At 68.7% G+C, this 23,932-nt stretch carries 23 protein-coding genes; 15 read left to right on the forward strand and 8 right to left on the reverse strand.

All coding sequences use genetic code 11. The features are described from left to right. Positions 1–2: 2 nt before the first annotated feature. From ACFOSH_RS28185 to ACFOSH_RS28205, 5 genes are read left to right on the forward strand one after another with little or no spacing between them, the layout of a single operon-like run. Positions 3–1,289: a toll/interleukin-1 receptor domain-containing protein gene (locus ACFOSH_RS28185; protein WP_378242088.1), complete on the forward strand. Its 1,287-nt coding sequence runs from the start codon at positions 3–5 to the stop codon at positions 1,287–1,289. Beyond that, entirely contained in the window at positions 1,286–2,206 is a 921-nt protein-coding gene (locus ACFOSH_RS28190; protein ID WP_378242089.1) for an AAA family ATPase, read from the forward strand. Before ACFOSH_RS28185 ends, ACFOSH_RS28190 begins: the two co-directional genes overlap by 4 nt. After that, positions 2,203–3,168: a hypothetical protein gene (locus ACFOSH_RS28195; protein ID WP_378242090.1), complete on the forward strand. Its 966-nt coding sequence runs from the start codon at positions 2,203–2,205 to the stop codon at positions 3,166–3,168. The genes ACFOSH_RS28190 and ACFOSH_RS28195 overlap by 4 nt, the downstream gene beginning before the upstream one ends. Beyond that, positions 3,165–6,413, forward strand: coding sequence for a hypothetical protein (locus ACFOSH_RS28200; protein ID WP_378242091.1), 3,249 nt, complete (start codon positions 3,165–3,167; stop codon positions 6,411–6,413). The genes ACFOSH_RS28195 and ACFOSH_RS28200 overlap by 4 nt, the downstream gene beginning before the upstream one ends. Positions 6,414–6,436: 23 nt before the next feature. Beyond that, on the forward strand, positions 6,437–7,099 hold the full coding sequence (locus ACFOSH_RS28205) for a hypothetical protein (RefSeq protein ID WP_378242092.1): 663 nt from the start codon (positions 6,437–6,439) through the stop codon (positions 7,097–7,099). Between the two features lie 15 nt (positions 7,100–7,114). On the opposite strand, the gene ACFOSH_RS28210 is transcribed toward ACFOSH_RS28205, so the two are convergent. Further along, positions 7,115–7,774: a VOC family protein gene (locus tag ACFOSH_RS28210; RefSeq protein WP_378242093.1), complete on the reverse strand. Its 660-nt coding sequence runs from the start codon at positions 7,772–7,774 to the stop codon at positions 7,115–7,117. Positions 7,775–8,274: 500 nt separating this feature from the next. On the opposite strand from ACFOSH_RS28210, the gene ACFOSH_RS28215 reads away from it, so the two are divergent. Then, positions 8,275–9,492: a cytochrome P450 gene (locus ACFOSH_RS28215; protein ID WP_378242094.1), complete on the forward strand. Its 1,218-nt coding sequence runs from the start codon at positions 8,275–8,277 to the stop codon at positions 9,490–9,492. On the opposite strand, the gene ACFOSH_RS28220 is transcribed toward ACFOSH_RS28215, so the two are convergent. The 4 genes from ACFOSH_RS28220 to ACFOSH_RS28235 all read right to left on the reverse strand — a co-directional run bounded on the left by ACFOSH_RS28220 (position 9,459) and on the right by ACFOSH_RS28235 (position 12,260). Further along, a complete protein-coding gene (locus ACFOSH_RS28220; protein WP_378242095.1) occupies positions 9,459–9,674 on the reverse strand; it encodes a hypothetical protein in 216 nt (71 codons plus the stop codon). The genes ACFOSH_RS28215 and ACFOSH_RS28220 overlap by 34 nt on opposite strands. A gap of 195 nt (positions 9,675–9,869) precedes the next feature. Continuing rightward, on the reverse strand, positions 9,870–10,745 hold the full coding sequence (locus ACFOSH_RS28225) for a hypothetical protein (protein ID WP_378242096.1): 876 nt from the start codon (positions 10,743–10,745) through the stop codon (positions 9,870–9,872). A gap of 218 nt (positions 10,746–10,963) precedes the next feature. Continuing rightward, entirely contained in the window at positions 10,964–11,704 is a 741-nt protein-coding gene (locus ACFOSH_RS28230) for a hypothetical protein (protein WP_378242097.1), read from the reverse strand. Positions 11,705–11,816: 112 nt separating this feature from the next. Further along, on the reverse strand, positions 11,817–12,260 hold the full coding sequence (locus ACFOSH_RS28235; RefSeq protein WP_378242098.1) for a hypothetical protein: 444 nt from the start codon (positions 12,258–12,260) through the stop codon (positions 11,817–11,819). 164 nt (positions 12,261–12,424) lie between these two features. Between ACFOSH_RS28235 and ACFOSH_RS28240 the strand changes: the two genes are divergently transcribed. The 4 genes from ACFOSH_RS28240 (at position 12,425) to ACFOSH_RS28255 (ending at position 15,995) form a co-directional block, all read left to right on the forward strand. Continuing rightward, positions 12,425–13,948, forward strand: coding sequence for a nucleobase:cation symporter-2 family protein (locus ACFOSH_RS28240; protein WP_378242099.1), 1,524 nt, complete (start codon positions 12,425–12,427; stop codon positions 13,946–13,948). Positions 13,949–13,985: 37 nt separating this feature from the next. Further along, on the forward strand, positions 13,986–14,753 hold the full coding sequence (locus ACFOSH_RS28245) for a class I SAM-dependent methyltransferase (RefSeq protein ID WP_378242100.1): 768 nt from the start codon (positions 13,986–13,988) through the stop codon (positions 14,751–14,753). A gap of 14 nt (positions 14,754–14,767) precedes the next feature. Beyond that, entirely contained in the window at positions 14,768–15,151 is a 384-nt protein-coding gene (locus ACFOSH_RS28250) for a hypothetical protein (RefSeq protein WP_378242101.1), read from the forward strand. A 70-nt stretch (positions 15,152–15,221) separates the two neighbouring features. Next, complete coding sequence (locus ACFOSH_RS28255; RefSeq protein WP_378242102.1) at positions 15,222–15,995, forward strand: hypothetical protein; 774 nt, start codon at positions 15,222–15,224, stop codon at positions 15,993–15,995. Between the two features lie 17 nt (positions 15,996–16,012). Here the strand turns inward: ACFOSH_RS28255 and ACFOSH_RS28260 are convergent, their stop codons facing one another. Next, the gene (locus tag ACFOSH_RS28260; protein WP_378242103.1) at positions 16,013–17,017 is read right to left on the reverse strand and encodes a phage baseplate protein; all 1,005 of its coding nucleotides are present in this window, start codon (positions 17,015–17,017) and stop codon (positions 16,013–16,015) included. A gap of 404 nt (positions 17,018–17,421) precedes the next feature. On the opposite strand from ACFOSH_RS28260, the gene ACFOSH_RS28265 reads away from it, so the two are divergent. The 3 genes from ACFOSH_RS28265 (at position 17,422) to ACFOSH_RS28275 (ending at position 19,909) form a co-directional block, all read left to right on the forward strand. Continuing rightward, on the forward strand, positions 17,422–17,799 hold the full coding sequence (locus ACFOSH_RS28265; protein ID WP_378242104.1) for a hypothetical protein: 378 nt from the start codon (positions 17,422–17,424) through the stop codon (positions 17,797–17,799). A gap of 195 nt (positions 17,800–17,994) precedes the next feature. Next, positions 17,995–19,032, forward strand: coding sequence for a proprotein convertase P-domain-containing protein (locus ACFOSH_RS28270; RefSeq protein ID WP_378242105.1), 1,038 nt, complete (start codon positions 17,995–17,997; stop codon positions 19,030–19,032). A gap of 67 nt (positions 19,033–19,099) precedes the next feature. After that, entirely contained in the window at positions 19,100–19,909 is an 810-nt protein-coding gene (locus tag ACFOSH_RS28275) for an ESX secretion-associated protein EspG (RefSeq protein WP_378242106.1), read from the forward strand. 62 nt (positions 19,910–19,971) lie between these two features. On the opposite strand, the gene ACFOSH_RS28280 is transcribed toward ACFOSH_RS28275, so the two are convergent. Continuing rightward, positions 19,972–20,808: a hypothetical protein gene (locus tag ACFOSH_RS28280; protein WP_378242107.1), complete on the reverse strand. Its 837-nt coding sequence runs from the start codon at positions 20,806–20,808 to the stop codon at positions 19,972–19,974. A gap of 287 nt (positions 20,809–21,095) precedes the next feature. Here ACFOSH_RS28280 and ACFOSH_RS28285 point away from each other — a divergent pair, with 287 nt between their 5' ends. After that, positions 21,096–21,437, forward strand: coding sequence for a hypothetical protein (locus ACFOSH_RS28285; protein ID WP_378242108.1), 342 nt, complete (start codon positions 21,096–21,098; stop codon positions 21,435–21,437). A gap of 4 nt (positions 21,438–21,441) precedes the next feature. Here ACFOSH_RS28285 and ACFOSH_RS28290 read toward each other — a convergent pair whose 3' ends face one another. Continuing rightward, positions 21,442–22,392, reverse strand: coding sequence for an ArsR/SmtB family transcription factor (locus tag ACFOSH_RS28290; RefSeq protein ID WP_378242109.1), 951 nt, complete (start codon positions 22,390–22,392; stop codon positions 21,442–21,444). Between the two features lie 50 nt (positions 22,393–22,442). Between ACFOSH_RS28290 and ACFOSH_RS28295 the strand changes: the two genes are divergently transcribed. Continuing rightward, the gene (locus ACFOSH_RS28295) at positions 22,443–22,877 is read left to right on the forward strand and encodes a hypothetical protein (RefSeq protein WP_378242110.1); all 435 of its coding nucleotides are present in this window, start codon (positions 22,443–22,445) and stop codon (positions 22,875–22,877) included. Positions 22,878–23,932 lie beyond the last annotated feature (1,055 nt).

Here is a 23,932-nt window from a genome sequence, read left to right on the forward strand (position 1 = left end):
CCATGAACCACGAATCACTCTGGCGGATCTTCGTCAGTCACAGCGCGGGCAAGACCAAGGGCGTGGCCGCACGCCTTCTCCGCGATCTCGAAGGAGCGTTCGGCCCGAACTACACCGTCTGGACCGACAAGTCGATCGGTGCCGGCACCGAATGGCGGCCCGAGATCGAATACTGGCTGAGGGCGGCCGACTTCGGGGTACTGCTCCTCGACGCGAAGGCCGTCGTCAAGGAATGGCCCGCTCGTGAATACAACTGGCTCAGGGCCTCCGCGCAGCACAAGGAGATCTTCGCCGTGTTGATCGGGATCACCAAGCGAGAGCTGGACGAAAATCCCGACTACCGCCATTTCAGCGACCTCCTGGACTTCCAGGTCCTGGAAGTCCAGGAAAGCGAAGAAGACGGGAAAATCAGCGAGAGCGTCAGCGCCGCCCTGACGTGGATCGCGGGTCAGCTGCCCTCGCTCGACACCGGGAGCCGGGAGGAATACCGGACCATCAAAGAACTCGCCGGCTTGTTCACCATGAACGACCGCGAAGCCGACGAGCTGATCGGGCTCCATTTCCCGGAACTCGCCGAGGTGCACACCACCGGCGCAGTCCGGTTACAGACCCGGGAACGGCTGGCGGAACTCCTGATCCGCGCGCAGCTCAGCAAGCAGGTGGCGGCCGCGGTCTCCAAGCTGAGCCTGGCCGAAGTGCCGGACCGCAGGCTCGTCGCGATCATCGCGCCGACCTGGCTCACCTTCGACGAGGCCGTCGAACTCCGGGTGACGGGGGATTCGCCGCGGATCCCGGCGATCACGAGCCACAAGAACTCCACGCGCAAACAGCTGGCCAAGGACTACCTCGCCCGCGCGTTCCACTGCCGCAGCGGGTACCACTTCGTCGAGTTCGACCCGATCGCCAACGGCGGGCGGAACGCGATCGCGGCCCAGGTCGCCCGGCTGTTCCTGGATTTCGACGACGAAGAAGGGGACAGCCCGGCGATGAAACTGGCCTGTGTGCACGGGGCCGGGACCGAATGCGAGCAGGACGAGCCCCAGTACGTCCTGACGGTGGCGGATTCCCTGCACCCCACCATCGACGCCGTCCGGGAGATCCACAACCGGTGCCGGAAGGTCATCGTCGTCCTGGCGTTGAGCACGAAGTTGCCGCTCGACGCCGGTCTTTCGGCCCGGCTGGGCGCCCGGTACCTCCCGATCCCGCTGGTTCCGGTGCAGCGGCAGAAGGAAGCCGAGTCCACGATGATCCGTATCGAGAGCGACCTGAAGAAGCGGGGAGTCCGATGACCGGCCACCTGACCGAAAACTCCCTGAGCGAGGCGGGCCTGCGTTATCTGCCGTCGCCCCGGCTGCGGCTCGCCGTCAGGGTCGCTCAAGCCACCGAACGGCCATTGCTGCTGTACGGCGATCCCGGTTCCGGGAAGTCGAGCCTGGCCCGGTACATCGCCGCGACGGAGGGGTACCGCTACTACGAACACGTGACGACCGCCCGCACCCAGGCGCGGGATCTCCTGTGGTCGTTCGACAGCGTCCGCAGACTGGGCGACGCCCAGGCCCGTGGCGGCCAGGCCGCTCTCCCGCCCGACAGCGACTACGTCGTGCCGGGCGTGTTCTGGTGGGCGTTCGACCGGAAGTCCGCGCTGGGGATCAAACGCGCCGAGGAACCGGTGCGGGACTGGAACGAGACCCACCGGGACCGGCCCGCCGTGCTGCTGATCGACGAGATCGACAAGGCCGATCCCGACCTGCCCAACGGTCTGCTGTCGCCACTCGCCGACCGCAGGTTCACGGTGTCCGACGTGACGGGCGGCCTCGAAGTGACCGAACGCGGCGAGGCCCGGAGCATCATCGTCGTCACGTCGAACCGGGAACGCGATCTGCCGCCGGCCTTCGAACGCCGTTGTGTGGTGCATCGCCTGCCAGGACACGACGAGGCCGACCTCCGCCGGATCGTCGAGCGGCACCTCGTGCGTGACGGTCTGGTGCGGGCGCCGGAGGAGCTGATCGGCCTGCTGCTCGACCGGCTGGCCGCGGCGAAGGCCGCGGCCAAGGTCAAGCACCGGCGGGCCCCGAGCACGGCCGAATTCCTCGACGCCGTCCGCGCCTGCGTCCGGCTGCCGGACGATGTCCGCGACGATTTCACCGGACTGATCGGCATGATCTTCGACAAGGATCCGGACAAGCCCGCCGGCGAACCCCGATGAGCGAGGTCTGGTGGGGCGACTTCGTCCGCGCGGTGCGTCTTCTCGCCCCGGAAGCCGCCGACGTGGCCGGGATCAAGGAACTCCTGGGCCTGCCCACCTCCGGCCCCGCGTCCGATCCGTCGCGGGGAGACCGGGAGGACGCCGCCGCGGACGCGGCGACCTGTCCGGTCCCCGGCGGTTCCCCCTCCGGTGCCCGGTCCGAAGGCTCCGAACCCACGCAGGTTCCCGCGCGGGACGCGAACCACACCGTCGCCGCACCGGAAGCCACCGGCTCGCAGGGATATATGGCCAGGCTGCGCACGACCTACCGGGATCTCGGCGATCAGCCGCCGCCCTGGCACGACGCGATCTGGCTCCAGCAGCCCGGATACGAGCCGCCTCCCACCTCACTGCCGCACGAACCCCTGCTCGCCCAGCGCACCGCGCGCGACATCCTCCAGGCCGCGCTGAGCAGGCCCGAACGCTGCGGGGACATCGATCTCCCCGCGCTGATCGACCGGATCTGCGCCAACCGGCCGGTCGGCGCGCTCCCGCGCCGTCCCGTGCCCACCACGCGATTCGGTGTCCGGCTGCTGCTCGACAGGGGAGAAGCGATGGCACCGTTCCAGCGGGATCAGACCGAGCTGATCGCCGCCGTCCGGGCGCTCACCGGCCGGACCACGGCGGTGACGTGGTTCTTCGCCAGCCTCCCCGATCCGGCCCTCGAACTCCGCTGCCCGCCGGGAACGCGGGTCTTGGTCGTCTCGGGGTTCGACACCCTCTCGCATGCCTTCTGCGATCGCCGGGCCTGGCGCCGGCTCGTCGACCGGTGGCGCGAGCGGGACGTTTCCCCCGTGGCACTGCTGCCTTTCCCGGAGAACCGGATCCCGGGCTGGCTGACCCGGCTCATGCCCACCCTGTCCTGGGACCGCACGACGACCGCGGCCGCCGTGCGCGGTGTCGTCGGCGCGGGCACGCGATGACCGAGCTCACGGAGCTTCTCGACGAGGCGCTCGAGGAAGAACCTTGGCCCGGCGACGTGGAACTCGCGGTCGCCCTGAGCATCGCGGCCACGATCGAACCGGAACTCGTCCGCGCCGTCCGGCTGGGCGTGCTGACGTCGCTCGACGTGGGGGCGGAGGCCGACTTCTGGTTCAGCGCCTGGATCGGCAGGCGGCAGCCGGACACGGTGCTGCTGGCCGAGGAACTGTTGCCCGGCCTGCGCGAGGCGCTGGCGGGCCGCCTGAGCCGGGCGGCCGCGGGTGACCCGATCCGCCGTCTCCGCGGGGTCGTCGCGGCGGTGCACCGCTCGCTGCCCTCCGCGCTGCGGCTGGAGGAAAGCGTCACCTGGCTGGCTTTCTCGGACTCGGCCACCGGGCTGAACCGGGCGGCGAAGATGCTCTACCGGCCCCTGCGGTCCCTGGCGGACGGGGAGAACGACCCGCTCGCGGACTGGGTGATCGAAGCCCGCCGCAGGCTGCCCGCGCCGCTCCTCGAACGCGAAGAGGCGTGGCATCTCACGCTGATGGCGAAAGCCAAACGCCCGTACGACGTGATTCCCGCACCCTGTGTCGAAGACCTGCTGTCGGCCGACCTGCTTGCGGACGACAGCGGCGCGGAACTGGCGGGCCGCCGGGTGCGGACCCTGCTCGGACCGGTGGCCCGCGAGTTCCCGGACCGGCGGATCGCCCTGCGCTGGGACGGTGACGACCTGCTGGTCGGGGGGACCGTGGAGGGCGCCACCCTCTGCATCGAAGCGCACGACGTCACCCCCTTGATGCTGAAGATCAGTTCGCCGGGCCTTCCCGGCCGGTGGTACGACGTGAGCGGCGGTCCGCCCCGGCGGCATCGGTCGGCGGGCCGCGAGGTCGTCGTCCACACCGTCGACGGCGACTGCTTCGAGGTCCCCCGGCCGGTCGGCACGACCGTGCAGGCCTCCCCGGTGCTGGTGACCATCGCGGTGGCCGAAGGGCGTGGCGGCTCTTACTGGCTCCAGCCCGTCAGCTACCGCGACAGCCCCGCCCCGCGCCGCGGGCAGCCCTCGGTCCTGCTGAACCGGGCGCTGCGGGCGGCGACGTCCCGGCCGTACGTCCACCAGGAACTGCGGACGTGGCAGCAGGGGACCATGGCCGCCGCGGTCATGTTGCTGAGCGGGGGAGACCACGCGACCCGCATCCAGCTCGCCGACCGGTTCGCCGCCGAATGCGAAGCCGCGGACTGGACGGTCTTCCGCGCGCGGCAGGACCCCGAAACCGCGCCGTCGCTGATCGAACAGCTGCCCGGCGGCCCGCACGGCATCCTCGTCGTGGTGGACCGCGCCGACACGTGGCATCCGCAGCACCTGGTCGGCCTGGTCGACGTGCTCCAGCGGGCCGCCTCGGGACCGCTCCGCGTGCTCACCATGGCCCCCACCGCGGGCGCGTGGTGGCAGGAATGCCACACCCGGTGGGCCCAGCGGCGGGTCTACGCGACGCGCAAGGTCATCGCCACGAGGGACGTCCTCGACCCGACCCCGGAGATGGTGTTCGCGCGCTGTCTCGACGTCATGCGGGAGGAGCTTCCCGACGCGCCTCGGCCTGCTCCGGCGAGACCGGCCGTCAGCAAGCTCTCCGTCGCGGAAGTCCCGTTGATCGCGGTCGCCGCCGTGCTCGCCCCGTCGGCCGGGACACTGCCCGACGCCCGGCGGGCGGTCGTCGCGGTACTCGACCACGAGGCGCGGTACCGGCGGGGGGAGACCCCGGGCGAGACCGATGCCGTCCTCTCCCGGCTGTGCTTCGTCACGGCACTGGTCGGACCCTGCACGCACCAGGTGGCGCAGAAGCTCGCGCTCGACCACGGACTCATCCGGGAACCGGCCGAGTGGACCGCGCTCTCCGACCGGTATCGCTCGTTCTATCCCGGTGAGAACGGGTTCCTTCCCCGCCCCGGCCCGCCGCAGCTGGCCGACGCGCTCGTCCAGCACTCGCTGAGCGGGAGCCACGCGGAGCTCGGCGAGCCGGACGCGGCCTGGGCGGCGGGCCTGCTGAGCAGGCTGCCCGCCACGGGCGAGCGGAACGACGGCATGAGCACCGCGATGGCCAACGCCCTGGTGATGCTCGCCCGGCTCTCGACGGACTCGTACCCGTTCTATCTCGGCTGGGTGAAACCGTTGCTGCAGGAAGACCCGGGCTTCGCCTGCCGTCACGGCGGGGAGGGCCTGGGCGCGGTCGTCGGGCTCGCCGAGGACGAAGTCATGGATCTCGCCCTGCTCGACCGGATCCGCTCGGCGCTGCCCGCGCCCTCGGCCTGCGACGTCAGCCTCGATCAGGCCATCCTCCGGCTCGAAACCCTCCTGGTGAACAACGCGCTCCGGCGGACGGCGCGCACCGACCCGGCGCTCCAGCTGCGGCTCGGCGTCGCCCAGCATCGCGCCGGGTACCTGCGGGCCGCGCAAGCCGCCGTGACGCAAGCCGTGGAGGGCTACCGATGGCAGTACGCCGCCAAGGCGGTGAAACACGCCGACGCCCTGTGCGAAGCGCTCATCACCTGCAGCCGGATCCACGGAGAACTCGGCGAAACCCGGAAAGCCTACGAACTCGCCGCGGAGGCCGAGCGGCGCGTGCGGGAGCTCAAGGAGTCGACGGTCGGGGTCAATTCGGGGACCGCACTCGCCAACCTGGCCGCCCGGAAGATCGAGATCCGCGGCGACCACGGCGCACCGGCGCTCGCCGACGCGCGCAGAGCCGTCGACATCCTGACCCGCCTGGTGGACAACGACCTGAACTACCGGCCCGATCTCGCCGCGGCGCTGCCGGTGCTCAGTGACGCCCTGGCCGCCTCCGGCGCCCACACCGAGGCACTGGCCCAGGCCGAGAAGGCGGTGAAGCACTGCCGTCAGCTGACGGAGGTGAACCCGTGGGCGCATCAGCACCTGCTGGCGAGTGCCCACGAGTGTCACTCCGCGAGGCTGGCCGAGACGGACCGCGTCCGGGAAGCCCTCGACGAATCGCATCGGGCGGTGGAACTCTTCGACCGGGTGGCCAGGGCGTCACCGGGCCGGTTCCGGCCCGCGGTGGCCGAGGCGCGGCTGCGGCACGCCGAACTCCTGTTCCGGTCCGACAGCGACGAAACGGATCGCCGCGCCGCGGCCGAAGCGGCGGTGTCGGTGCTGCGGACTCTCTCGGAGGGCACCTCCATCGCGACCGATCTCCAGCGGCGGCGGGTGGCCGCGCTCGGCATCGAATGGTGACCGGGCCGGTAGGATGCGAGAGCGTGGACCACGTTTCCGTGGACAGCCTCGCCGGCTTGCCCGAAGTGCTGGGGCAAGCCGGTTTCCCCGGTGGCGCCGGGGTCTTGGTGGTCGTGGGCGGCGCCTCCGGGATGTCCGAGGCGCACCGCGAAACGAGTGACGCGGTGCTTCGGGAAGTCGTGATCCCGTTCGTGGCCGCGGCGGGGATCGCGGTCGTCGACGGCGGTACCGATGCCGGGGTGATGCGCGCGCTGGGCCTGGCCCGAGCCGCCCTGCGCGCGGAATTCCCGCTTGTCGGAGTGGCCGCCCAAGGGACTTTGGGCTCGGCGGTCCTGGAACCGCATCACACGCATCTGGTGTCGGTGCCGGGCGAGAAATGGGGCGACGAATCGCCTTGGCTGTTCGACGTGGCCGGCGTGATCGCGAACGAAGCGCCCGTGGCCACGCTCGTCGTCAACGGGGGAGAGGTGACGCTCGGCGACGTCGCGCACAGCCTTCTCCGCGGCATCCCGATCGTCGTCCTGGGCGGGACGGGCCGCGCCGCCGACAGGATCACCGACGCGCGGACCGGCCCGGGAGACCCGTGGGTCACCTTCGTCGCACGTTCCCCGTTGACACATCTCGTGAACGTCGGGCACCGGGACGAACTCCGCCGGGTTCTGCGGGGCGTACTCGGGCTCGGCTGACGACGTGGCGGTCGGTCAGCCCAGCCCTTCGGGGGTGACCAAGCAGAACGGATGCCCGACCGGATCGGCGTACACGCGGTAGCCGATGGGCTTGTCGGAACCGTCGAGGAGGAGTCCTCCGAGGGCGAGTACTTCCCGCTCCGCTTCGTCCAAGTCGGCCACGAGCAGATCCAGGTGTACCTGTTGTGCGGGCTCGCCGGACTTCCAGTCCGGACGGACGTGGCGATCGGTGCGATGGAGGGCGAGTTCCGGCTGGTCGCCGCCCAGCGCGAGGCGCACGTGGTCCGCGCCGTCCCTGGTCCGGCTCACGCCCAGGAGCGCCTCGTAGAAGGGGGCGAGGGCCCGCGGGTCCGGGCAGTCCACCACCACGACGGCGATTTTCGGGCGTGGCCGGAACAAACGGTCCAGGTGATAGTCGAGGGCGGCCGACGCCTGTGGAGAACCGGTCATGCTCCACAGCAGATGCGCCTCGTGGACCGGATCGCGGTCGGCGGCCACGTCCCCGTTCTCCTGTGCTGTCCGCAAAAGCCCGGTGAAGAACTCGATCGACGTCGAGGTGTCCTCGGTGATCGTGCGGCGTGTCGCGGACTCGATCAGGCAGGCGCGCACGATGTCCCGGGGAGACGGATTTCCCTGGTCTGTCCCTTGCGGCAAGTCGGCCCCCTCGCTGTCCATGGTGCACCTTCTCTTGGGAGATAGAGCAAACGTGTCGGGTGCGCGACATCAGCGTGGCAGCGAGGCGTCGGTCCGGATGGTCGTGAATGGCGTTTCGGGCTCTAACGGACCTTCCTTTAGCTACCCACTGGTGTGGCAGGCGGTCGAGTGTGGAGGATTCGGGACGTTGGATGTCCTGAATCCTCCACACTTGGTCTTGTTGTTGAAGGACGTTCCTGACCTTTCGTCGGCAGCACCCTGCTTTGTCTCGGTGTGAGGTGGAGCTTGTGCCGGGCACCCGATCGCCACCTTCGTGCAGGTCAGCAGTAGGTAGACAAATACCGGTCCGTTCTAACCCGAAACGCCACTCACGGCCAACCCGACCCGCCCGCGAACGACAAGTCCGCCCGCCTCCCTGCGCAAGAATATGACACAGATCACATCCCTTTTGTCCGATTACCGAGGTCTGCGGCACCGGCATGCTGCGCACGAGACAGGAACGGCCGAGACGAGGAGATTCGATGACCGACGACAAAACGGCGACGCTGTCGTTTCCGATGGCCCGCGCGGCGGATCGCCCGCTCGATCCGGCGCCGGAACTGACCCGGCTGGCCGAAGGCGATCCGGTGTCGCGCGTGCGGCTGTGGGACGGCAGTACGCCGTGGCTGATCACGCGTCACGAGGACGTGCGCGCGGTGCTGGCCGACCCGCGCGTCAGCGTCGATGCCACCCAGCCCGGGTTCCCGCACACCAACGCGGTGAGCAAGACCCGCGATACGCGGATGAAAACGCTGATGCAGATGGACGCGCCGGATCACACCGTCCAGCGACGGTTGCTGACGCCGGAATTCACCGTCAAGAAGATGGCGGCTCTGCGGCCCCGGATCCAGCTGATCGTCGACGACCTCCTCGGCGAACTGCTCGCCGGCCCCCGGCCCGTGGATCTGATCGAGGCCTTCGCGCTGCCGGTCCCCTCGCGGGTGATCTGCGAACTGCTCGGCGTGCCTTACGCCGACCGCGCCTTCTTCCAGGAAGTCGCGCGCACGCTCGTCATGGACGAAAGCGACCCCGGACAGGCCCTCGCGGCGGGCGAGCAGCTGAACGCCTATCTGGAAGACCTGGTGGCACGGAAGGACGCCCGGCCCGGTGACGACCTGTTCAGCATGCTGGCCGTCGAGCGGTTCCGGACCGGCGCGATGACCTCCCGCGAGATCGCCACGCTCGGGCAGCTTCTCCTGGTGGCCGGGCACGACACCATCGCGGGCATGATCACGCTGGGCACGATCGCGCTCCTGACCCACCCCGATCAGCTCCGCGTGCTCCGGGACGGCGACGATCCGGCGGTGGTGGCCGGTGCGGTGGAAGAACTCCTGCGCTACTTGTCCATCACCCACACCGAAGCCCGCCGTGTCGCGCGGGAAGACCTGGAGATCGGCGGAAGGCGCATCCGGGCAGGCGACGGCATCATCGCGGTGAAGAGCACCGCCAACCGGGACCACTCCGCCTTTCCGGAGCCCGACGCGCTCGACGTCCGACGCGACGCCCGCCACCATCTCGCTTTCGGCTACGGCAGGCACCTGTGCTTGGGTGCCCCGCTTGCCAGAGTGGAGCTCCAGGTCGTCTTCAGCACGCTTTTCCGGCGCGTACCGACCCTGAAACCGGCGACCCCGCCGAATGAGCTCGTGTACGACGAGAACGCGATTTTCTATACGGCGCGGGAATTTCCCGTCACCTGGTGACGGCGACAGCGCGGGCGGCGGGCGGCTGGCGGCTGATGGCGGTTTCCGGAGCGGAACGCGACGATTCCGGCGGCCAGTGATCCGGATCCCGCGAGGCGGGGGGTCACTCGCGCGGGCAACGCGCCGTCGCGGTCGAGCGCGGTGTCCCCGGCGACGAGGTCGCGGCCGATCAGCAGCAGCACGACCCGCTGGGTGACGGCGAGTTGTTGCCACCGTTGAGGAAGGTCGACGCCGGTGTGACTGGTTTCAGGGTAGGCCTGGGCTGTCGTCGTTCGGGAGCTCCGGGGAAAGGATCACCTCAAGTGACCAAGTGAGCGAACCGAGAGTGAGCAGGCAGTCGGGAGGAATTCCGGCTGCCTGCTCGTGGTTTCCCCGGCTCAGGGGTGGTAGATCTCCTTGACCGTGGCGATCCGGTCGTCGCCGTTCACGCTGATCTGCGCGAGCACGGGGTTGCCGTCCTTCAGCTGCTGGATCAGCTGTTCCTGGCCGCACGGCCGGTTTCCGTAGCCCTGGTCGTCGATGGTGACCGATTCGGCGGGGCACAGGGTGGCCGCGCTGAACACCTTGCCGCCCTTCTGCAGCGGGAGCCGGTAGGTCCTGCCGTCGACCGGCGCGGTCTCGGTGCCCTGGCGGGTGATCAGCTGGAAGCGGACCATCCGCACCCCGGCGTCGTAGCCGGTGAACTGCACCGACTGGGTGCTGTTCGGGAACTTGCGGACCTGCTGGTCGGGTGCCTTCCCGGTGCCGCCCGCGGGCCGGGTCTCCAGCTGCAGGGAGTCGTTGGGCACGCCGCAGACCACGGCGCCCTGGCTGCCCGCGGCATCCGCCTGGCGGGCGCAGGTCCAGCGGCCCTGGACGTCGAGCACCCGCTCGCCGGGGCCTTCGGCCTGCGGCAGCTTCTGGAAGTACTCGGTGATCACGTTGTACGCCTCGGTGCAGCCCGGCGTGGTGCCGTCGGTGGCGGCCACCGCGATCAGGTCCATCCGCTGCCGTCCCGGCGCGCCGACCTGGCCGCCGTGCAGACTGCAGTTGACGTCGCCGTTCGACGCGGCACCGGCCCCGGAACCGCCGGTGGCCGCCCCCTGGCCACCGCCTTCCGGCACCTGCTCGGCGAACGCCGTCTCCGCCGCGTTCTTCACGGGAGAACCGATTCCCGCCACATTGTTTCCGCTGCACGCGGAAAGGAGTGCGGTGGCGGCGACAGCCCCGCCCACGATGGCCATTTTGATTGTCTTCTTCGCGGTGAATTTCATTTCGGCGCCCCTCTCGCGACCTTTGTCGAAGCTGTGTCCGGAAGACGCCGGGACCGGAATCGGGTTGCTTCGAGAGGGCTGTGCGGCGAAGAGTTGCCCGAAGGTCCGGACCGTCCTGTCCCCACGGGCAGGACCTCGGAGGGCCACGCAACCTCGCTGATTGAGCAGCTGGCTGAGTGCGCCGGCAGAGCGTGCCCTGCCGGCGCACCGGCGCCGGGTTACGGGATGACGCGGTTGCGCAGGTTGTTCGGGTACGGGCCTTCGCCGTGGATGTTCAGCTCGTTGCCCACTTCGAAGCTGTAGAAGGGGTGCGAGCTGAAGTAGCTGTCCAGATTGGTGCCGCCGAAGCAGATCAAGTCCGCGCCACCGCCCGAATTGGGGCCGTTGCACAGGCTCAGCGTCGGGTAGCGGAACGAGTCCAGCGGCCGGAAACCGACGCCGCCGGGCCCGGGGACGGGCAGGTGCCCGATCAGTCCGCCGGGGTCACCCGGCCAGTTCGACTCGCCGGGCTGCCGCCTGCCGTCGGCGAACAGCACCCCCTGGACGTTCCGTCCGGGCGGCTCGGTCTCCAGCACGGTGCCCGCGACGAGGGCGCCGAGGCTGAACCCGACGATGTACACCTTGGTGTCGAGATCGCAGCCGTAGGTGACATAGAGGTTGTAGAGCGCGGTTCTGAGGTTGGCGACGCCGGCGTCGACGTCGGTGTAGAGGTTGATGTCCGCTTCGCTGTTCGGATACGGGATGCGCACCGGGTCGGCGCCACCCGGCGCGAGCGCCGGGTCCAGGAGTTTCTGGGCCCCGCCGTCCCGGTATCCCGGCACGACGAACATGACCGGCCCGCACGCGCCATCCGCCCGGGCGGGTGCCGCCTGCGCGGCCCCCGCGCCGGCGATCGCGCTGGTCAGGGTGACGATGGACAGGACGGCGGTCGCGAGTAAACGTGCTCCGGCTTTTCTCATCGGTTTCTCCCCACTGTCGTATTCCCCGCCGAACGCTAATGAGCGCCGATGAAATACCGATGAAACGCCAGGGTCGGAACCGTCTTCTCTCGCATTTCGTCCGCTGAATGCGTTACTTCCGGCGGCCGGCGGCCAGGATGACGAGGAACTGGCCGCCGCCGGGTTCGACGGCTGCGGTCACCGGCAGGCCAGGTACCAGCCGGGAGAACCGGTCCACCAGCCAGTCCGCCGCCTCCTGGGCGTCCGGCCTGGTCGGGCAGCGGGCCACCATTTCGCGGCCGCCCTTGCGTTCCAGCCGTCCGGCGACGGTGATCAGCGGCGCGGGTTCGACCACGTGCAAGCGGTCCGGCCAGGCGATGACGACCTTGACCGCGCCCTTGCGGGTGTTGCACCCGCGGTGCGCGAGCCGCTCGGCGATCTTGGCCTTCCGGTCGGCTGTCCGGCTGTCGACGCTGGGCCCGCGCGGGTCGTTCACCGACATGTCGGGGTCGACAGGTTCGTCGCACACCCAGCATCGCCATCCGTCACGTTCGGCCACGTCATCGAGGAGACTCACACGGGCAAACTAGCCTGCCGCCCGCCGCGCCGTGCGGCACACCCCGCACGTCCGCGCCCCGGGCTGTGTCTCCAGATTCGTCCTTGCTAATTCTGCTATGTGGAAGCTAGCCTCCGCAGACTGAAATTGCCCGGCATCGCTCGCTTCTACCGGGAGGCGGATCCATGGTGAAGAGGACGCAGGACGCAGCGGCCGCGAGGGGCGGGCCCGAGGACGAACGGCTCGGGGTCGGCAAGAGTTTCACCTACGGCATCCAGCACGTCCTGACGATGTACGGCGGGATCATCGCGCCGCCGTTGATCATCGGCGGCGCCGCGGGCGTCTCACCCGCCGAGATCGGGGTGCTGGTCGCGTCGTGCCTGTTCATCGGCGGGCTCGCGACGATCCTGCAGTCGTACGGCGTGCCCTTCTTCGGCTCCCGGCTGCCGCTGGTCCAGGGCACTTCCTTCGCCGGGGTGGCGACGATGACCGCGATCGTGGCCGACGGCGGGCTGCCCGCGGTGTTCGGCGCGGTGATCGCCTCCTCGCTGCTGGGCCTGCTCGTCACGCCGGTGTTCTCCCGGCTGGTGAAGTACTTCCCGCCGGTCGTCACCGGGACGGTGATCACGGTGATCGGGCTCAGCCTGATGCCGGTCGCGGCCAAATGGGCGATGGGCAACAACGACAAGTCGCCGGACTTCGGCTCGGTCTCCACCATCGGGCTGGCCGCGATGACCCTGATGATCGTGCTGGTGCTCAGCAAGGTCGCCGTCCCGGCGATCTCCCGGCTCTCGATCCTCCTGTCGATCGTGGTGGGCACCGGACTGGCGGCCGTGCTCGGCAAGGCCGACTTCTCCAAGGTCTGGGACGGCCCGATCTTCGCGCTGCCGACTCCGTTCAGCTTCGGTGCGCCGACCTTCGACATCGCCGCGATCGTGTCGATGTCCATCGTCGTGCTGGTGACCCTCACCGAGACCACGGCCGACCTCCTCGCGGTGGGGGAGATCGTCGGCACGCGGGTCGGCAGGCGCCGGATCGGCGACGGCCTGCGCGCCGACATGGCGTCCTCGGCGATCGCGCCGGTCTTCAACGGGTTCACCCAGAGCGCGTTCGCCCAGAACGTCGGCCTGGTCGCGATCACCGGGGTCAGGAGCAGGTTCGTGGTGACCGCCGGTGGTGTGGTCCTGCTCGTCCTCGGCATGCTCCCGGTCCTCGGCCGGGTGGTCGCCGCGATCCCGTACCCGGTCCTGGGCGGCGCCGGTCTCGTGCTGTTCGGCACGGTCGCGGCGTCCGGCGTCAAGACACTGTCCAAAGTGGACTACGACGGGAACCTGAACCTGGTCATCGTCGCGACTTCGGTCGGGCTGGGCATGGTCCCGATCGCGGTGCCGGACTTCTACCACCATTTCCCCTCGTGGGTCGGCACGATCTTCCATTCGGGGATCAGCGCCGCCGCGCTCACGGCCGTCGTGCTGAACCTGGTGTTCAACCATCTGAAGCCGGGCAAGGCGGGCAGTGATCCGTCGGTGTTCGCGACGGCGAGCCGGGTGATCGACTACTCCGACCTCAAGGCCTTCTCCCAGCTGGAGAACGGCGACAAGATCGTCGATGGCAAGATCGTGGACGCCGAAGGCAAACAGGTCCCGGTGCGGGACGCGGACGGCCGCTCCGTGCAGTACCGCATCGGCTCCGAGCCGGAAGGGCACTGACGGCCGGGGCCCGGAGACCGATCTATCAGGGGAGCGGATGAGCGAGACGCTGGACGACACCGTCGCGGGCATCATGGCGGGAGTGAGCACGAGGATCGCCGACGGCGACAGCATGTTCGCCGGCAACAACCTCGGGCACTACATGAGTGTGTCCAGGGACGCGTTGCGTGCGGTGCTCGCCGCGCTGCAGGTCACCGGACGGCCGGAGCCCAAGCGGCTTCTGGATTTCGGGTGTGGTTACGGCCGGGTGATGCGCTCGCTGCGGGCCGCCTTCCCGTCGGCCGAGTTGATCGCGTGCGACATGGACCCGGCGGCGCTGGCCAGTTGTGCCGAGGCGTTCGGGGCGCGGGCGGTGGCCGGTGCGGCGGACGTCGATCGCATCGAGCAGGTCACCGGGGTGGATCTGCTGTGGTGTGGTTCGGTGCTGACGCATCTCGATGCCCCGAATTGGGGTCCCCTGCTGCGGTACTTCTCGCGTGCGCTGGCTCCCGGTGGTGTCGCGGTGGTCACCACGCACGGCCGCCGGATGGCGATGCGGGCCGAGGCGGGCAAGGACTACGGGCTGGACGCGCGTGCCACCGATCGCGTGCTGGCCGCGTACAAGGCCTGCGGTTTCGGCTACAACGACTACGCGGGCAATGACGGGTACGGCATTTCGCTCAGCTCGCCCGGGTGGGCGGTGCAACGCGCGCTGGAGGCGCCCGACCTGCGCCTCGCCGGGTACGACGAGGCCGCGTGGGATCTCCATCAGGACGTGATGGTGCTGGTCAAGGACGCCAACGCGACGCTGAAAGCGGACCTTTAGCCTTACCTGGTCGGGTGCCCGGCACGTCGACCGAGTCCATCGGCATCGTGACCCGGATGTGGCAGCTGGCCAAGTTGTTCGGTGAGGATCGCCGTCGCGTCCTCCACGACTCCGACGTCGATTCGGCCACCCTGGACCTGCTCAGCATGCTCCGGCGCAGCTCGCCGCCGTACTCGCTGACGACCAGGGAGCCGGCGAGGCTGACCTCGGCCGGGCACGCCTTGGTGGAGCAGACCGTCGATCGGGTGCTCGAACGGGAACTCGAACTGGTTTCCGGGCTGAGCGAAGAGCAACGGGCCCAGCTCGCCTCACTGCTGAAGGTGCTCCTCGGCGAGGTCCAGAACCGATGCGGCGATCACGGCGTCTCGCATGTCGGTGACGTCGGTACGGCGCTCTGAACCGCGGGCCGAGGTTGAGTCCACCCTGGTAGCGTCACGCGGCGTTACGCGGCCACGGGGGAGAAACAGCATGACCACACCATCCGCGCCCGACAGCGAACTGGCGTTCGCGCGTGCCCGGCGCAAGTACCTGATCGCGATGTCGCTGGGCCCGATCATGTTGGTGGCGCTGTGTGCCGTTTCGTTCGTGGGGCCACGCAGCAGGGGCTCGATCCTGCCGGTGCTGGGGTTGCTCGCGTTCGCGCTGATCCTGCTCCTGTTCGGGTACGTCCGGCGGAACTCGCCCGTGCGCTGGAACCGGGTCGCGGCGATCAGCGGGGTCGTGGCCGGGGTCTATGGCGCGGTCGCGGTGCTGACCTGGCGTGACGCGGAGAACCGGCTGCTCATCGCCATCGCGGTGGTGGTCGTGCTCTCGCTCGTGCCCTGGCTCGCCGTGCGGAGCGCGTCGGCCTCGGTGCTGGCCGCGCCCAAGGATGCCCTCGTCGGAGCGACGGCCGAGCTGTCCTTCGCGCTCCGGGACGAGGCCGACGGCTGGTTCCTGATCCGCCAGGACGAGGTCGCCGTGCGGATCCGGCGCGAGGTCCGCCGCGCTCTCGACGACGACCACGACGCCTCGGTCCCGTTCCCGGGCATCGCCGAGATCGAGGTCATCGACCTGCCCGGCGGCGAGGAGGTCGAAATCGGCCTGGCGTACACCGTCACGCCCGGCGCCGGGCCCGCCCTGCGCATCCGGGTGGACGACCGGGAGATCGATCTCCAGGAGGAGTGGATCGTGCCGATCGACGAGGCGTGGCAAGCCGCCGAGGCCTTGCGGGCCCGGATGGCCCGGTCGCCCTCGAAGTAGCGGGGGGCTGCCTGGTCTCAGTCGATGAGGACGTTCTTGTAGAACAGGTTCGCGTAGCGGTTGACATCGCCCATGCTGCTGCGCGATCCGAAACCCATGTACAGCCGGGTCTCCCCGGCCAGGCTCCGGTAGATCCCGAGGCCCTCCGGCTCGCGGTACACGAGCGACTTCCCCGCCTTGGTCAGCGCGCGGCTCTTCACCTTGCCGGTGTTCATGTCGATGCAGGTGACGTAGGAGTTGATGTCGGCGGGGTTCTCGTGGCCCGTACCGTCCAATGTGTACAGATACTGGCCGTAGATGGTGTACCCCTGGAAGGTCACCGTGTTCTCGGCCAGCGCGGGCTGCGGGAAGTGCGCCAGCGGCGCGCTGAAGTTCCCGGCGGCGGCGGAAGCGAGCGGGTAGACGCTGATGAACATCTTGCCGCCTTCCTTGCGGCGAACCGCCATCCGTTTGTTGACCGGATCGGTGGCACAGGTGATCGTGTCGCTGCCGGTGAGGAACTTCTTCACCGATGGCGTGCCACCGTTGACGAACTTGAACCTGGCCAGCGCCGTCCCGCGACCGTCACCGGTGGGCCCGTTCGAGTCGCATTCCATCCAGATGTAGGAGTCGGTGCCCACCGGTTCGACACCGATCGACACACCGTGCCCGGCGTTGTTGAGATGCATCGAGCCCTGGATCTCACCGGAGAAGTTGACCTGGGTGATGCACAGATCGTCCCCGGTCCCGCCGTTGCGGGCGTTCACGATGAAGATGCGCACGTTCTGGTTGTCGAAGGCGAAACCCTGCATCACGTGGTGCGACTCGTGCAGGATCTTGCTGCGGAACTCGTCGTAGGACGGCTCGGTGAGGTTGAACCGCTGGGACGACGGCACCGCGGTGAGTACGGCCGAAGCCGGTCCGGCGAACATCGCGCCGGTGCCGAGCAGCGCCGTCGTCGCGGCGAGACCGCCACCGGTGCGCAGCAGTGAACGTCGGGAGAACGTGGATCGGAGGAGATCCGGGTGCACCTGCTCGGACATGAGCGCTCGCCTTCGTCGGAGTTGCGCGGTCCGATCGAAAATTCTTCAAGCGCGTACACGATTCGTACAAATCGCACCCGGCTGGCGTTCGCCAACCCTGGTTAGCCCGAGTGGAGTAGCTCCACCGATGGTCCACTCGGGAAATTCAGAGTTCTTTCAGAGATGCGAATTCGACGAGCCGTCGAAATGGTGCCCGGAAAACGGTTGACGCCGGGCGGTTCATCGAATACGCACAGTGCTCGAATCGTGGTTCACCCTGGGCGGTCGCCTCGATAGCGTGGTGAATCCCAGCCACGAGTGCGGTTCTGCCCCTCGCCGCTGTGTTGTCAATCCACAAGGGATCGGAGATCTCCGTGCTCTTCAGAAAGCTCGCTACGGCGGCCTTAGGCACCGCCATGGTCGTCATGCCTTTGACCGCCACGTCCGCGGTCGCTGTCGCCGCGCCCGCGGTGCCGGTCGCGGATTCCCCGGCCGCGGCGGTGCGGACAGTCACCGTCAGCGGCGGGGCGGAATACGCCTCCTACGTCCCTCAAGCCACCGAGATCTGGAACTCCCCTGTGCCCAACATCCGGATGGTGCAGGTGAGCGGACGCGGGAACGTCACGATCACGGTCGGCACCGGAGGTGGCTCGCGCGCCACCATCGGCCACGAGCTGTCGCAACGTGAATCCGAGCGCCGCCGAGGCGGACACCGGCAACCGCAGCTTCGCCAACGGCGAGGCGGTGTTCCCGCCCGCGCGGGAAGTCGCGACCGAATGGTCGTCCGGACACTGACGGACTGAGGTCGAAGTCCGCCGAACACCCCTGAGTCGCCCCTGTTCCTCCGTTCTGGTGGGCCAATGTGGCGTTGGGGACATTCCGGGGGCGGGGAGGGCTCGATGTCAGGTCGTGAAGGCCTCTTGAAGACGTTCACCCGCTGAGATCTCCCGGCCGCGCCGAAACAGCTTGCCGCCACCACCACGAAACCAGGAGCCCCGATGAGCATCGAAAACGACGACCGAGCAGACGCCGGCGCGACGGACGGCGAGATCACCCGCAAGAAGATGCTGAAGATGACGGCCATGGCGGCCCCGGTCCCGCTCCTGCTGGCCGCGGGAATCGGGGTGAGCGCGGCACAAGAAGGTTCTGCCGATGACGGTCTGCTGCCTGCCACCCCGGAATGCCACGACGGCGACCAGCCGACCGTGGCACAGACGGAAGGCCCGTACTTCACTCCCGGCTCGCCCGAACGCTCGGAACTGGTGGAGCCCGGAATGGCGGGCACCCGGCTGCGGGTCATCGGCTTCGTCTACAACCGGAACTGCACTCCGGTGGCGAACGCGCTGATGGACTGGTGGCAAGCCGACAACGGCGGCAACTACGACAACCGGGGATACCGGCTGCGCGGGCACTTCTACACGGACAACGCGGGCAAGTTCACGCTGAGCACCATCGTGCCGGGTCTCTACCCTGGCCGTACGCGGCACCTGCACGTCAAAGTGCAGGCGCCCAACCGGCCCATCCTCACCACCCAGCTCTACTTTCCCGGCGAACCGGGCAACGGCAGGGACACCATCTACGACCCCCGGCTCCTGATGCGGATGAGCAACGCCGGTGGCGGCCGGGTGGGCACCTACGACTTCGTCCTCAACTTCACCGGTGCCCCGCCGACGACCACGCCGCCCTCCGGAGGCCGGTTCGAGAACACCGGCAACGTGCCCATTCCCGACAACGGCACCGCCGTCACCAGCCCGGTCACCGTCACCGGGCAGCCGGGCAACGCGCCCGCCGCGCTGCGGGTGAACGTGGACGTCAGGCACACCTACCGCGGTGACGTCGTGCTCGACCTGGTCGCGCCCTCCGGCGTGGCTCACCGGCTGAAGAACACCGACGCGACGGATTCCGCGGCCGACGTGATCACCACCTACACGGTCAACGCTTCGGCCGAACGGGCCAACGGGATCTGGCGATTGCGGGCGAGCGACGTCTCGCGGCGCGACACGGGTCACATCGAGGCCTGGAGTCTGCAATTCTGATCGACATGAACCATCGCCGGAGTACGTGGCAGACGGGGGTGTCGAGGTGATCGGCAACTTGGTGACGATGACGCTTCCCACCCTTCCCGTGCTGGTTTACGAAGTGCTGTGGGAGCGGCTCGGCCTCGGACCCATGCCGTCCCCGCTCGTGGTGAGCCGCCATGGCCGCGACGACGAGGAGCGGCGAGAGTGCCTTGATCGCGCACACCGATGGCTGACCTCCAACAGCCTCGGAGACGCGGGCAACCTCGACGGCGATCTGGTGCAGGCCTTGCGGGCGATGGACGACCGCGACCTCGTGCTGTCGCTGCGCTACGACGACGCCTACGGACGGATGGCGATCGGCTGCTTTCCCCAGCCCTCCGGACGGGCGTTGCGCGTGATCGTGCGCAACGAGACCGTGGAACTGGGCTGGCTGAACGCGACGAGGATGGCGGAAGGCATGCTGGAGGCGCTGCCCGAGGTCCAGCCGGGCAGCGGGCGCCCGCTCCGCGTGACCGAACTCGCCCTCAACCGGTCGGGCCGGATGTGGCAGCGGTCAGGACTGCTCAGCGACGGGACGCGATCCTTGATCGGGTACGGGGTGGCCCCTGACAGCGCCGAGCGGCTCCTGCGTGTTCTGTCGCGGGCGAGGGCGACCGGCCAGGCGACCGCGGCGCGATCGGGCGTCGCCGGGAACACGCTGACCGCCATCCGGCCACTGTCCTTTGTGGATAGCGCCGATGGCCGGTACGTCGTCGTGCGGAGCTACGGATCGGTCACGCTCATGCCCGCCGACAATGCCGCGCTGGCGGCCCGGATCAGAGGGCTCGCGAACGACGACTTCATCGAGAGCCGGCCACCCCGCGACAAAGGCGTGTTCAGCCACCTGCGCTGATCCGCGCAGTACTCGATGAACCCGGCCCGGTTTCCGCGGTATCCCCGCGGGACCGGGCCGGGCTATTCCCATTCCCGGCGGATGCCCGCGACGCCACGCTTGGGGTTTTGGGTCGCTGTGAGGACGAAGCGCGCGTTCGACAGGTGGACTTCCTGCTCCGTGCGAGGCTGGCCCGCGTGGGTGGTCTGGAACTGATAGCAGCGGACGGGAAGTTCCGAAGGGGTGAACTGGACGCGCAATACATAGAGCCCGACCGACCTGCCGAAGGCGCGAAAGTATTCGTCTTCGTCGATCGGTTGGTCAATGACCGCCGTGTACTCGACCAGGAATGTCTCGCCCGTGTTGAAGACTTGGTCGAGAAGTAGTTCGGTGGCGACGAGCCAGCGGGAATAGTCCCCGCGGACCCGGCCGGGGCGGCAATTCTGAATGGCTTTCACCTGAACCGTGTCGAGGTCGTGTGCGCGGTCGGCGAGATTCACCGCGAAACACCGGTCCACGCCATCCATGCCCGCCTGTGCGAGAAACCGGGTCCGGATCTCACGCAAAACCCGTCCGGGCGCGAGGACCACCTCTTCTTCGGTATGCAGTACCTTGACGTCGTTCGGTATTTCGGGGCAGATCTCACTGATGATCTTCGCGAGTGCCGGACCGCCCGGTACGGCGTCGAACCGCAGGTGCTCCAGGCCGCCGGCGGGTAGCCTGCCGCGAGGGCGGCGTGGGCCGAGCAAGGTGGTCAGGGCGCCGGGGGCCAGCGTGAACAGCTCTTCGAGCGCGGCTACCGCCCGCAGGGACTCAGGTCGTTCCGGGCGGTTGTGGCCGGTCTGCCGGTTGCTCAAGGTGCCGATCGCGACCTGGATGCCACGGCGGGCGAGGCGGCTTTGAAGGGCGTGCAGGGTCAAACCGCTGTCGACGACCGCGGCTCGAAGCGCGGTCTCGAAGGTGATGTGTGCCCGTGATCGCATGGACGACCTCCAGTCCGTGATGGTCGCACATGTCGGGTTCGCCGGGTTCTGAAATTCCCGAGTTTTTCAACCGAAGTCCGAATGTGGCACTTTTCGGCCACCGGCTCTCTTTCGGGGTGTCGGCGGCCTGCGGGTTTCCGCTCTGGCGCAAAAGTCTCGTCGGGCGGCGGGGACGGGCGGCAGGCTGTTCCCGTGCCCGCAGAGGGCCAAGGGGAGGGGAAACGATGTTCAGGAAGGCGATGTTCGTCGGTGGCGTGATGATCTCGGTGCTGGCAATGGGGGTCTCGACCGCGGAGGCGGATACCAGTTACGTCATCTGGCAGGAACTCGACTACGCGCAGTACGACTCCAAAGACGATTTCGCCGGGGTCTGCGACGAGGAGCAGGACGGCAACGGTGTCTACGCCGAATACAAGCAGAAGGGCGGGACGAAGCTGACCATCCACGACAGCAATGGTTCGAAGGTCGGCTGCGGCAACGCCAAGATCCCGGATGTGACGTCCTTCCGGGTTTGTGAGGACGACGCGGGAGACGACAGCTGCACGTTGTGGCGGATCGTGCGCTGAAGGCTCAGCCCAGCAGCGCTGCGCCCACCGGCGTGAGGTTGTGCAGCACGACGGCTCCGTGGCGGCGGCTGGTGATGAGCCCGGCGTCGCGGAGCACCGTGGTGTGCCGCGAAACCGCGGCCGCCGAAATGCCGAGCCGGTCGGCGAGTTCGCCGCTGCCGGGACAACCCGCCACCGCGTGCAGGACGGCGGCGCGAGTCCGGCCGAGCAAGGCGGCCAGGTGCTTCGGCAGAGGCGCGGGTTCGTGCTCGTGGGACACCGGGAAGACGAGGACCGGTGGAAGGTCGTCGTCGGCGAGGGCGACCGGAGTGTCCCAGCAGAAGTAGGAAGGGACGAGCCGGAGGCCGCGACCGCGAAGGTGGAGGTCGCGATCGATGGGGTAGCGCGCGGTCAGGATCGGTGCCTCCCAGCGGAAGGCGGGCCGGAGCGAGTCGAGCAGGCCGAGGGTTCCGCTTTCGCCGGCGAGGCGTGAACGCAAGGCCCGGTCGGTGTCGACCTGGGACCGCACGTTTGTCCATTGTGGAGTGATCAGGGTGTGGTGGGCGATCTCGAGTGCCTCGGCGACCTGATCGAGCGCCGCGCCCGCCGCCAGCCCGTGGGTCCAGCTGGGCAGACGGCGGTGGTGTGCCATCAGCCCGACCTCACGCCCGAGCCGATCCGGCGATGTCCCACGGAGTGCCGCCAGCCCCGCCTTCAGGCCGTCCGCGGATTCGGCGGGGGTGAGGAAGTCCGGGAAGTACCGGGCCGGAGGTGCGATCGCCTGCAGGAAACGCACCGCGGCCCTGACGTCGGGCATCCGCAGTTCTTCTCGCACCCGGCGCCGCCAGCGGGCGAAAGCGGGAATGCCGTCGAGCGCGAGTTTCTGCATGGCCAGAACGGTTTCCCACAGCGGATCCGGTGCGGCCGCGATACAGACGCGGGCCAGATCATGGTCGGTGAAGTGAATACGAAGCATGACGTCTCCCCCCCCGGAGTCGTCCTTTGTCTATCACATCGGAGGGGAATATGAAGGGTTTTCTGAGCAGGAACGTGCGGCGAGCGGCCATGGCCACCGTGGTGGCGTCGGCGGCGACGCTGGCGTTCACGGGCACCGCCTCGGCGGCGACGGGCGCGGCCACCGGATCGGGGAGCGAGGTCTACGGATCGGCCAACTGGACCTGGACGTTCAGTGGGATGAAGAACATCAACATGGCCGTGCGGGACACGAAATGCGACGGCAACCCGGTCTACGTGTTCTTCGAGGCCGACCTGGGCATGGGGACCATCGACCCGACTCCGTACCGCTGGAACGAGAGCGGATGCGGCACCACTCACGACTGGAACAACCTGAAGTACAACTCGGGCACGAAGCTCAGCCGGGTCCGCGTCGTGGTCTGCGTGGACGACGCGGGTTGGGACACCTGCTACCGGAGCGGCTGGCAGTACAACCCCGAAGCCTAGGCGCGATCGCCGGGACGCCGATCCACAGGGATCGGTGTCCCGGCGACGGGGTGCGGACACAGTGCTGCGGTGCGTCATCAGGGCAGGCTCTCGACCTCGGGCGGGCGCGGTAGCGGTCCACTGCCGGGCCGAGCGAGTTCGTGCCGGGTGCGGGGACCCGGTTGCCGCCGCGTCGCGCGAGCCTGCGATCTCGATCCATCGTTGCCGTGACGGTTCGGTGGCCATAGCGACGCCGTCGACCTCATGCCGCCGCGACCATCGCGTCAGAGACGAGCCTGGCCGGATCTACGCCATCGCCCCAGTGTGACGGATCGCCGCTGTTCTGGGTTGGTGCCGGAAATCGGCGACGGGAGCTTTGGTCGGACACGATGTCGGTCGCGTTGGGCTTCTTTGTCGTGCAGCTGTTGCCGGAAATCGGCTACACCGCCTCGGCCTGTGCAGTCCTCCGCATGGAGGTCTCGCGTTTGGCAACGCGGCATCCGTTAGTGACCTTCTCGGCGGATCGCCGCTGTTCTGGGTTGTTGCCGGAAATCGGCGACGGGAGCGTTGGTCGGACACGATCTCGGTCGCGTTGGGCTTCTTTGTCGTGCAGCTGTTGCCGGAAATCGGCTACACCGTCTCGGCCCTGCGTAGTCCTCCGCAAGGAGATCTCGCGCCCAGCAGCGCAGCGTCCGTTAGTGACCTTGTCGACGAACTACCGCCGTTCTGAGCCGTTGCCGGAAATCGGCCACGGGAGCGTCGGCCAGACACGATCTCGGTAGCCGTGTCCGTGGTGCTGCGCCTCGTCGTCGCGCAGCTGTTGCCGACAACCGACCACACCGTCTCGGCCCGCCCCCAAGGAGATCTCGCCCCTGGCAACACCGCGTCCGCCAGCGACCTCGCCACGAACCGCCACCGTTCTGAGCCATCGCCGAAAAACGGCCACAGATCTCCCCACCGCGTCCGAAAACGCCTAGTACGGCAGCAGCAGTGTGTGATGTGGCGGCGTGTCGTGGGTATGAGGACGGCCACCGCGTGATCGACTTCAAGGTGTGTTGGATCTCGAAGAGGACGCG

Origin of the sequence: Amycolatopsis speibonae, from assembly GCF_042647925.1 — a bacterium.
GTDB classification, from domain to species: Bacteria; Actinomycetota; Actinomycetes; order Mycobacteriales; family Pseudonocardiaceae; genus Amycolatopsis; species Amycolatopsis speibonae.

Bases quoted from the DNA above. Each gene is read 5' to 3' on its own strand.
- ACFOSH_RS28210 (WP_378242093.1), bottom strand. From the start codon at position 7,774: ATGGACAGCGAGGGGGCCGACTTGCCGCAAGGGACAGACCAGGGAAAT.
- ACFOSH_RS28185 (WP_378242088.1), top strand. From the start codon at position 3: ATGAACCACGAATCACTCTGGCGGATCTTCGTCAGTCACAGCGCGGGC.
- ACFOSH_RS28285 (WP_378242108.1), top strand. From the start codon at position 21,096: ATGTTCAGGAAGGCGATGTTCGTCGGTGGCGTGATGATCTCGGTGCTG.
- ACFOSH_RS28275 (WP_378242106.1), top strand. From the start codon at position 19,100: ATGACGCTTCCCACCCTTCCCGTGCTGGTTTACGAAGTGCTGTGGGAG.
- ACFOSH_RS28195 (WP_378242090.1), top strand. From the start codon at position 2,203: ATGAGCGAGGTCTGGTGGGGCGACTTCGTCCGCGCGGTGCGTCTTCTC.
- ACFOSH_RS28190 (WP_378242089.1), top strand. From the start codon at position 1,286: ATGACCGGCCACCTGACCGAAAACTCCCTGAGCGAGGCGGGCCTGCGT.
- ACFOSH_RS28240 (WP_378242099.1), top strand. From the start codon at position 12,425: ATGGTGAAGAGGACGCAGGACGCAGCGGCCGCGAGGGGCGGGCCCGAG.
- ACFOSH_RS28225 (WP_378242096.1), bottom strand. From the start codon at position 10,745: ATGAAATTCACCGCGAAGAAGACAATCAAAATGGCCATCGTGGGCGGG.
- ACFOSH_RS28200 (WP_378242091.1), top strand. From the start codon at position 3,165: ATGACCGAGCTCACGGAGCTTCTCGACGAGGCGCTCGAGGAAGAACCT.
- ACFOSH_RS28295 (WP_378242110.1), top strand. From the start codon at position 22,443: ATGAAGGGTTTTCTGAGCAGGAACGTGCGGCGAGCGGCCATGGCCACC.
- ACFOSH_RS28245 (WP_378242100.1), top strand. From the start codon at position 13,986: ATGAGCGAGACGCTGGACGACACCGTCGCGGGCATCATGGCGGGAGTG.
- ACFOSH_RS28230 (WP_378242097.1), bottom strand. From the start codon at position 11,704: ATGAGAAAAGCCGGAGCACGTTTACTCGCGACCGCCGTCCTGTCCATC.
- ACFOSH_RS28290 (WP_378242109.1), bottom strand. From the start codon at position 22,392: ATGCTTCGTATTCACTTCACCGACCATGATCTGGCCCGCGTCTGTATC.
- ACFOSH_RS28255 (WP_378242102.1), top strand. From the start codon at position 15,222: ATGACCACACCATCCGCGCCCGACAGCGAACTGGCGTTCGCGCGTGCC.
- ACFOSH_RS28265 (WP_378242104.1), top strand. From the start codon at position 17,422: ATGCCTTTGACCGCCACGTCCGCGGTCGCTGTCGCCGCGCCCGCGGTG.
- ACFOSH_RS28260 (WP_378242103.1), bottom strand. From the start codon at position 17,017: ATGTCCGAGCAGGTGCACCCGGATCTCCTCCGATCCACGTTCTCCCGA.
- ACFOSH_RS28215 (WP_378242094.1), top strand. From the start codon at position 8,275: ATGACCGACGACAAAACGGCGACGCTGTCGTTTCCGATGGCCCGCGCG.
- ACFOSH_RS28270 (WP_378242105.1), top strand. From the start codon at position 17,995: ATGAGCATCGAAAACGACGACCGAGCAGACGCCGGCGCGACGGACGGC.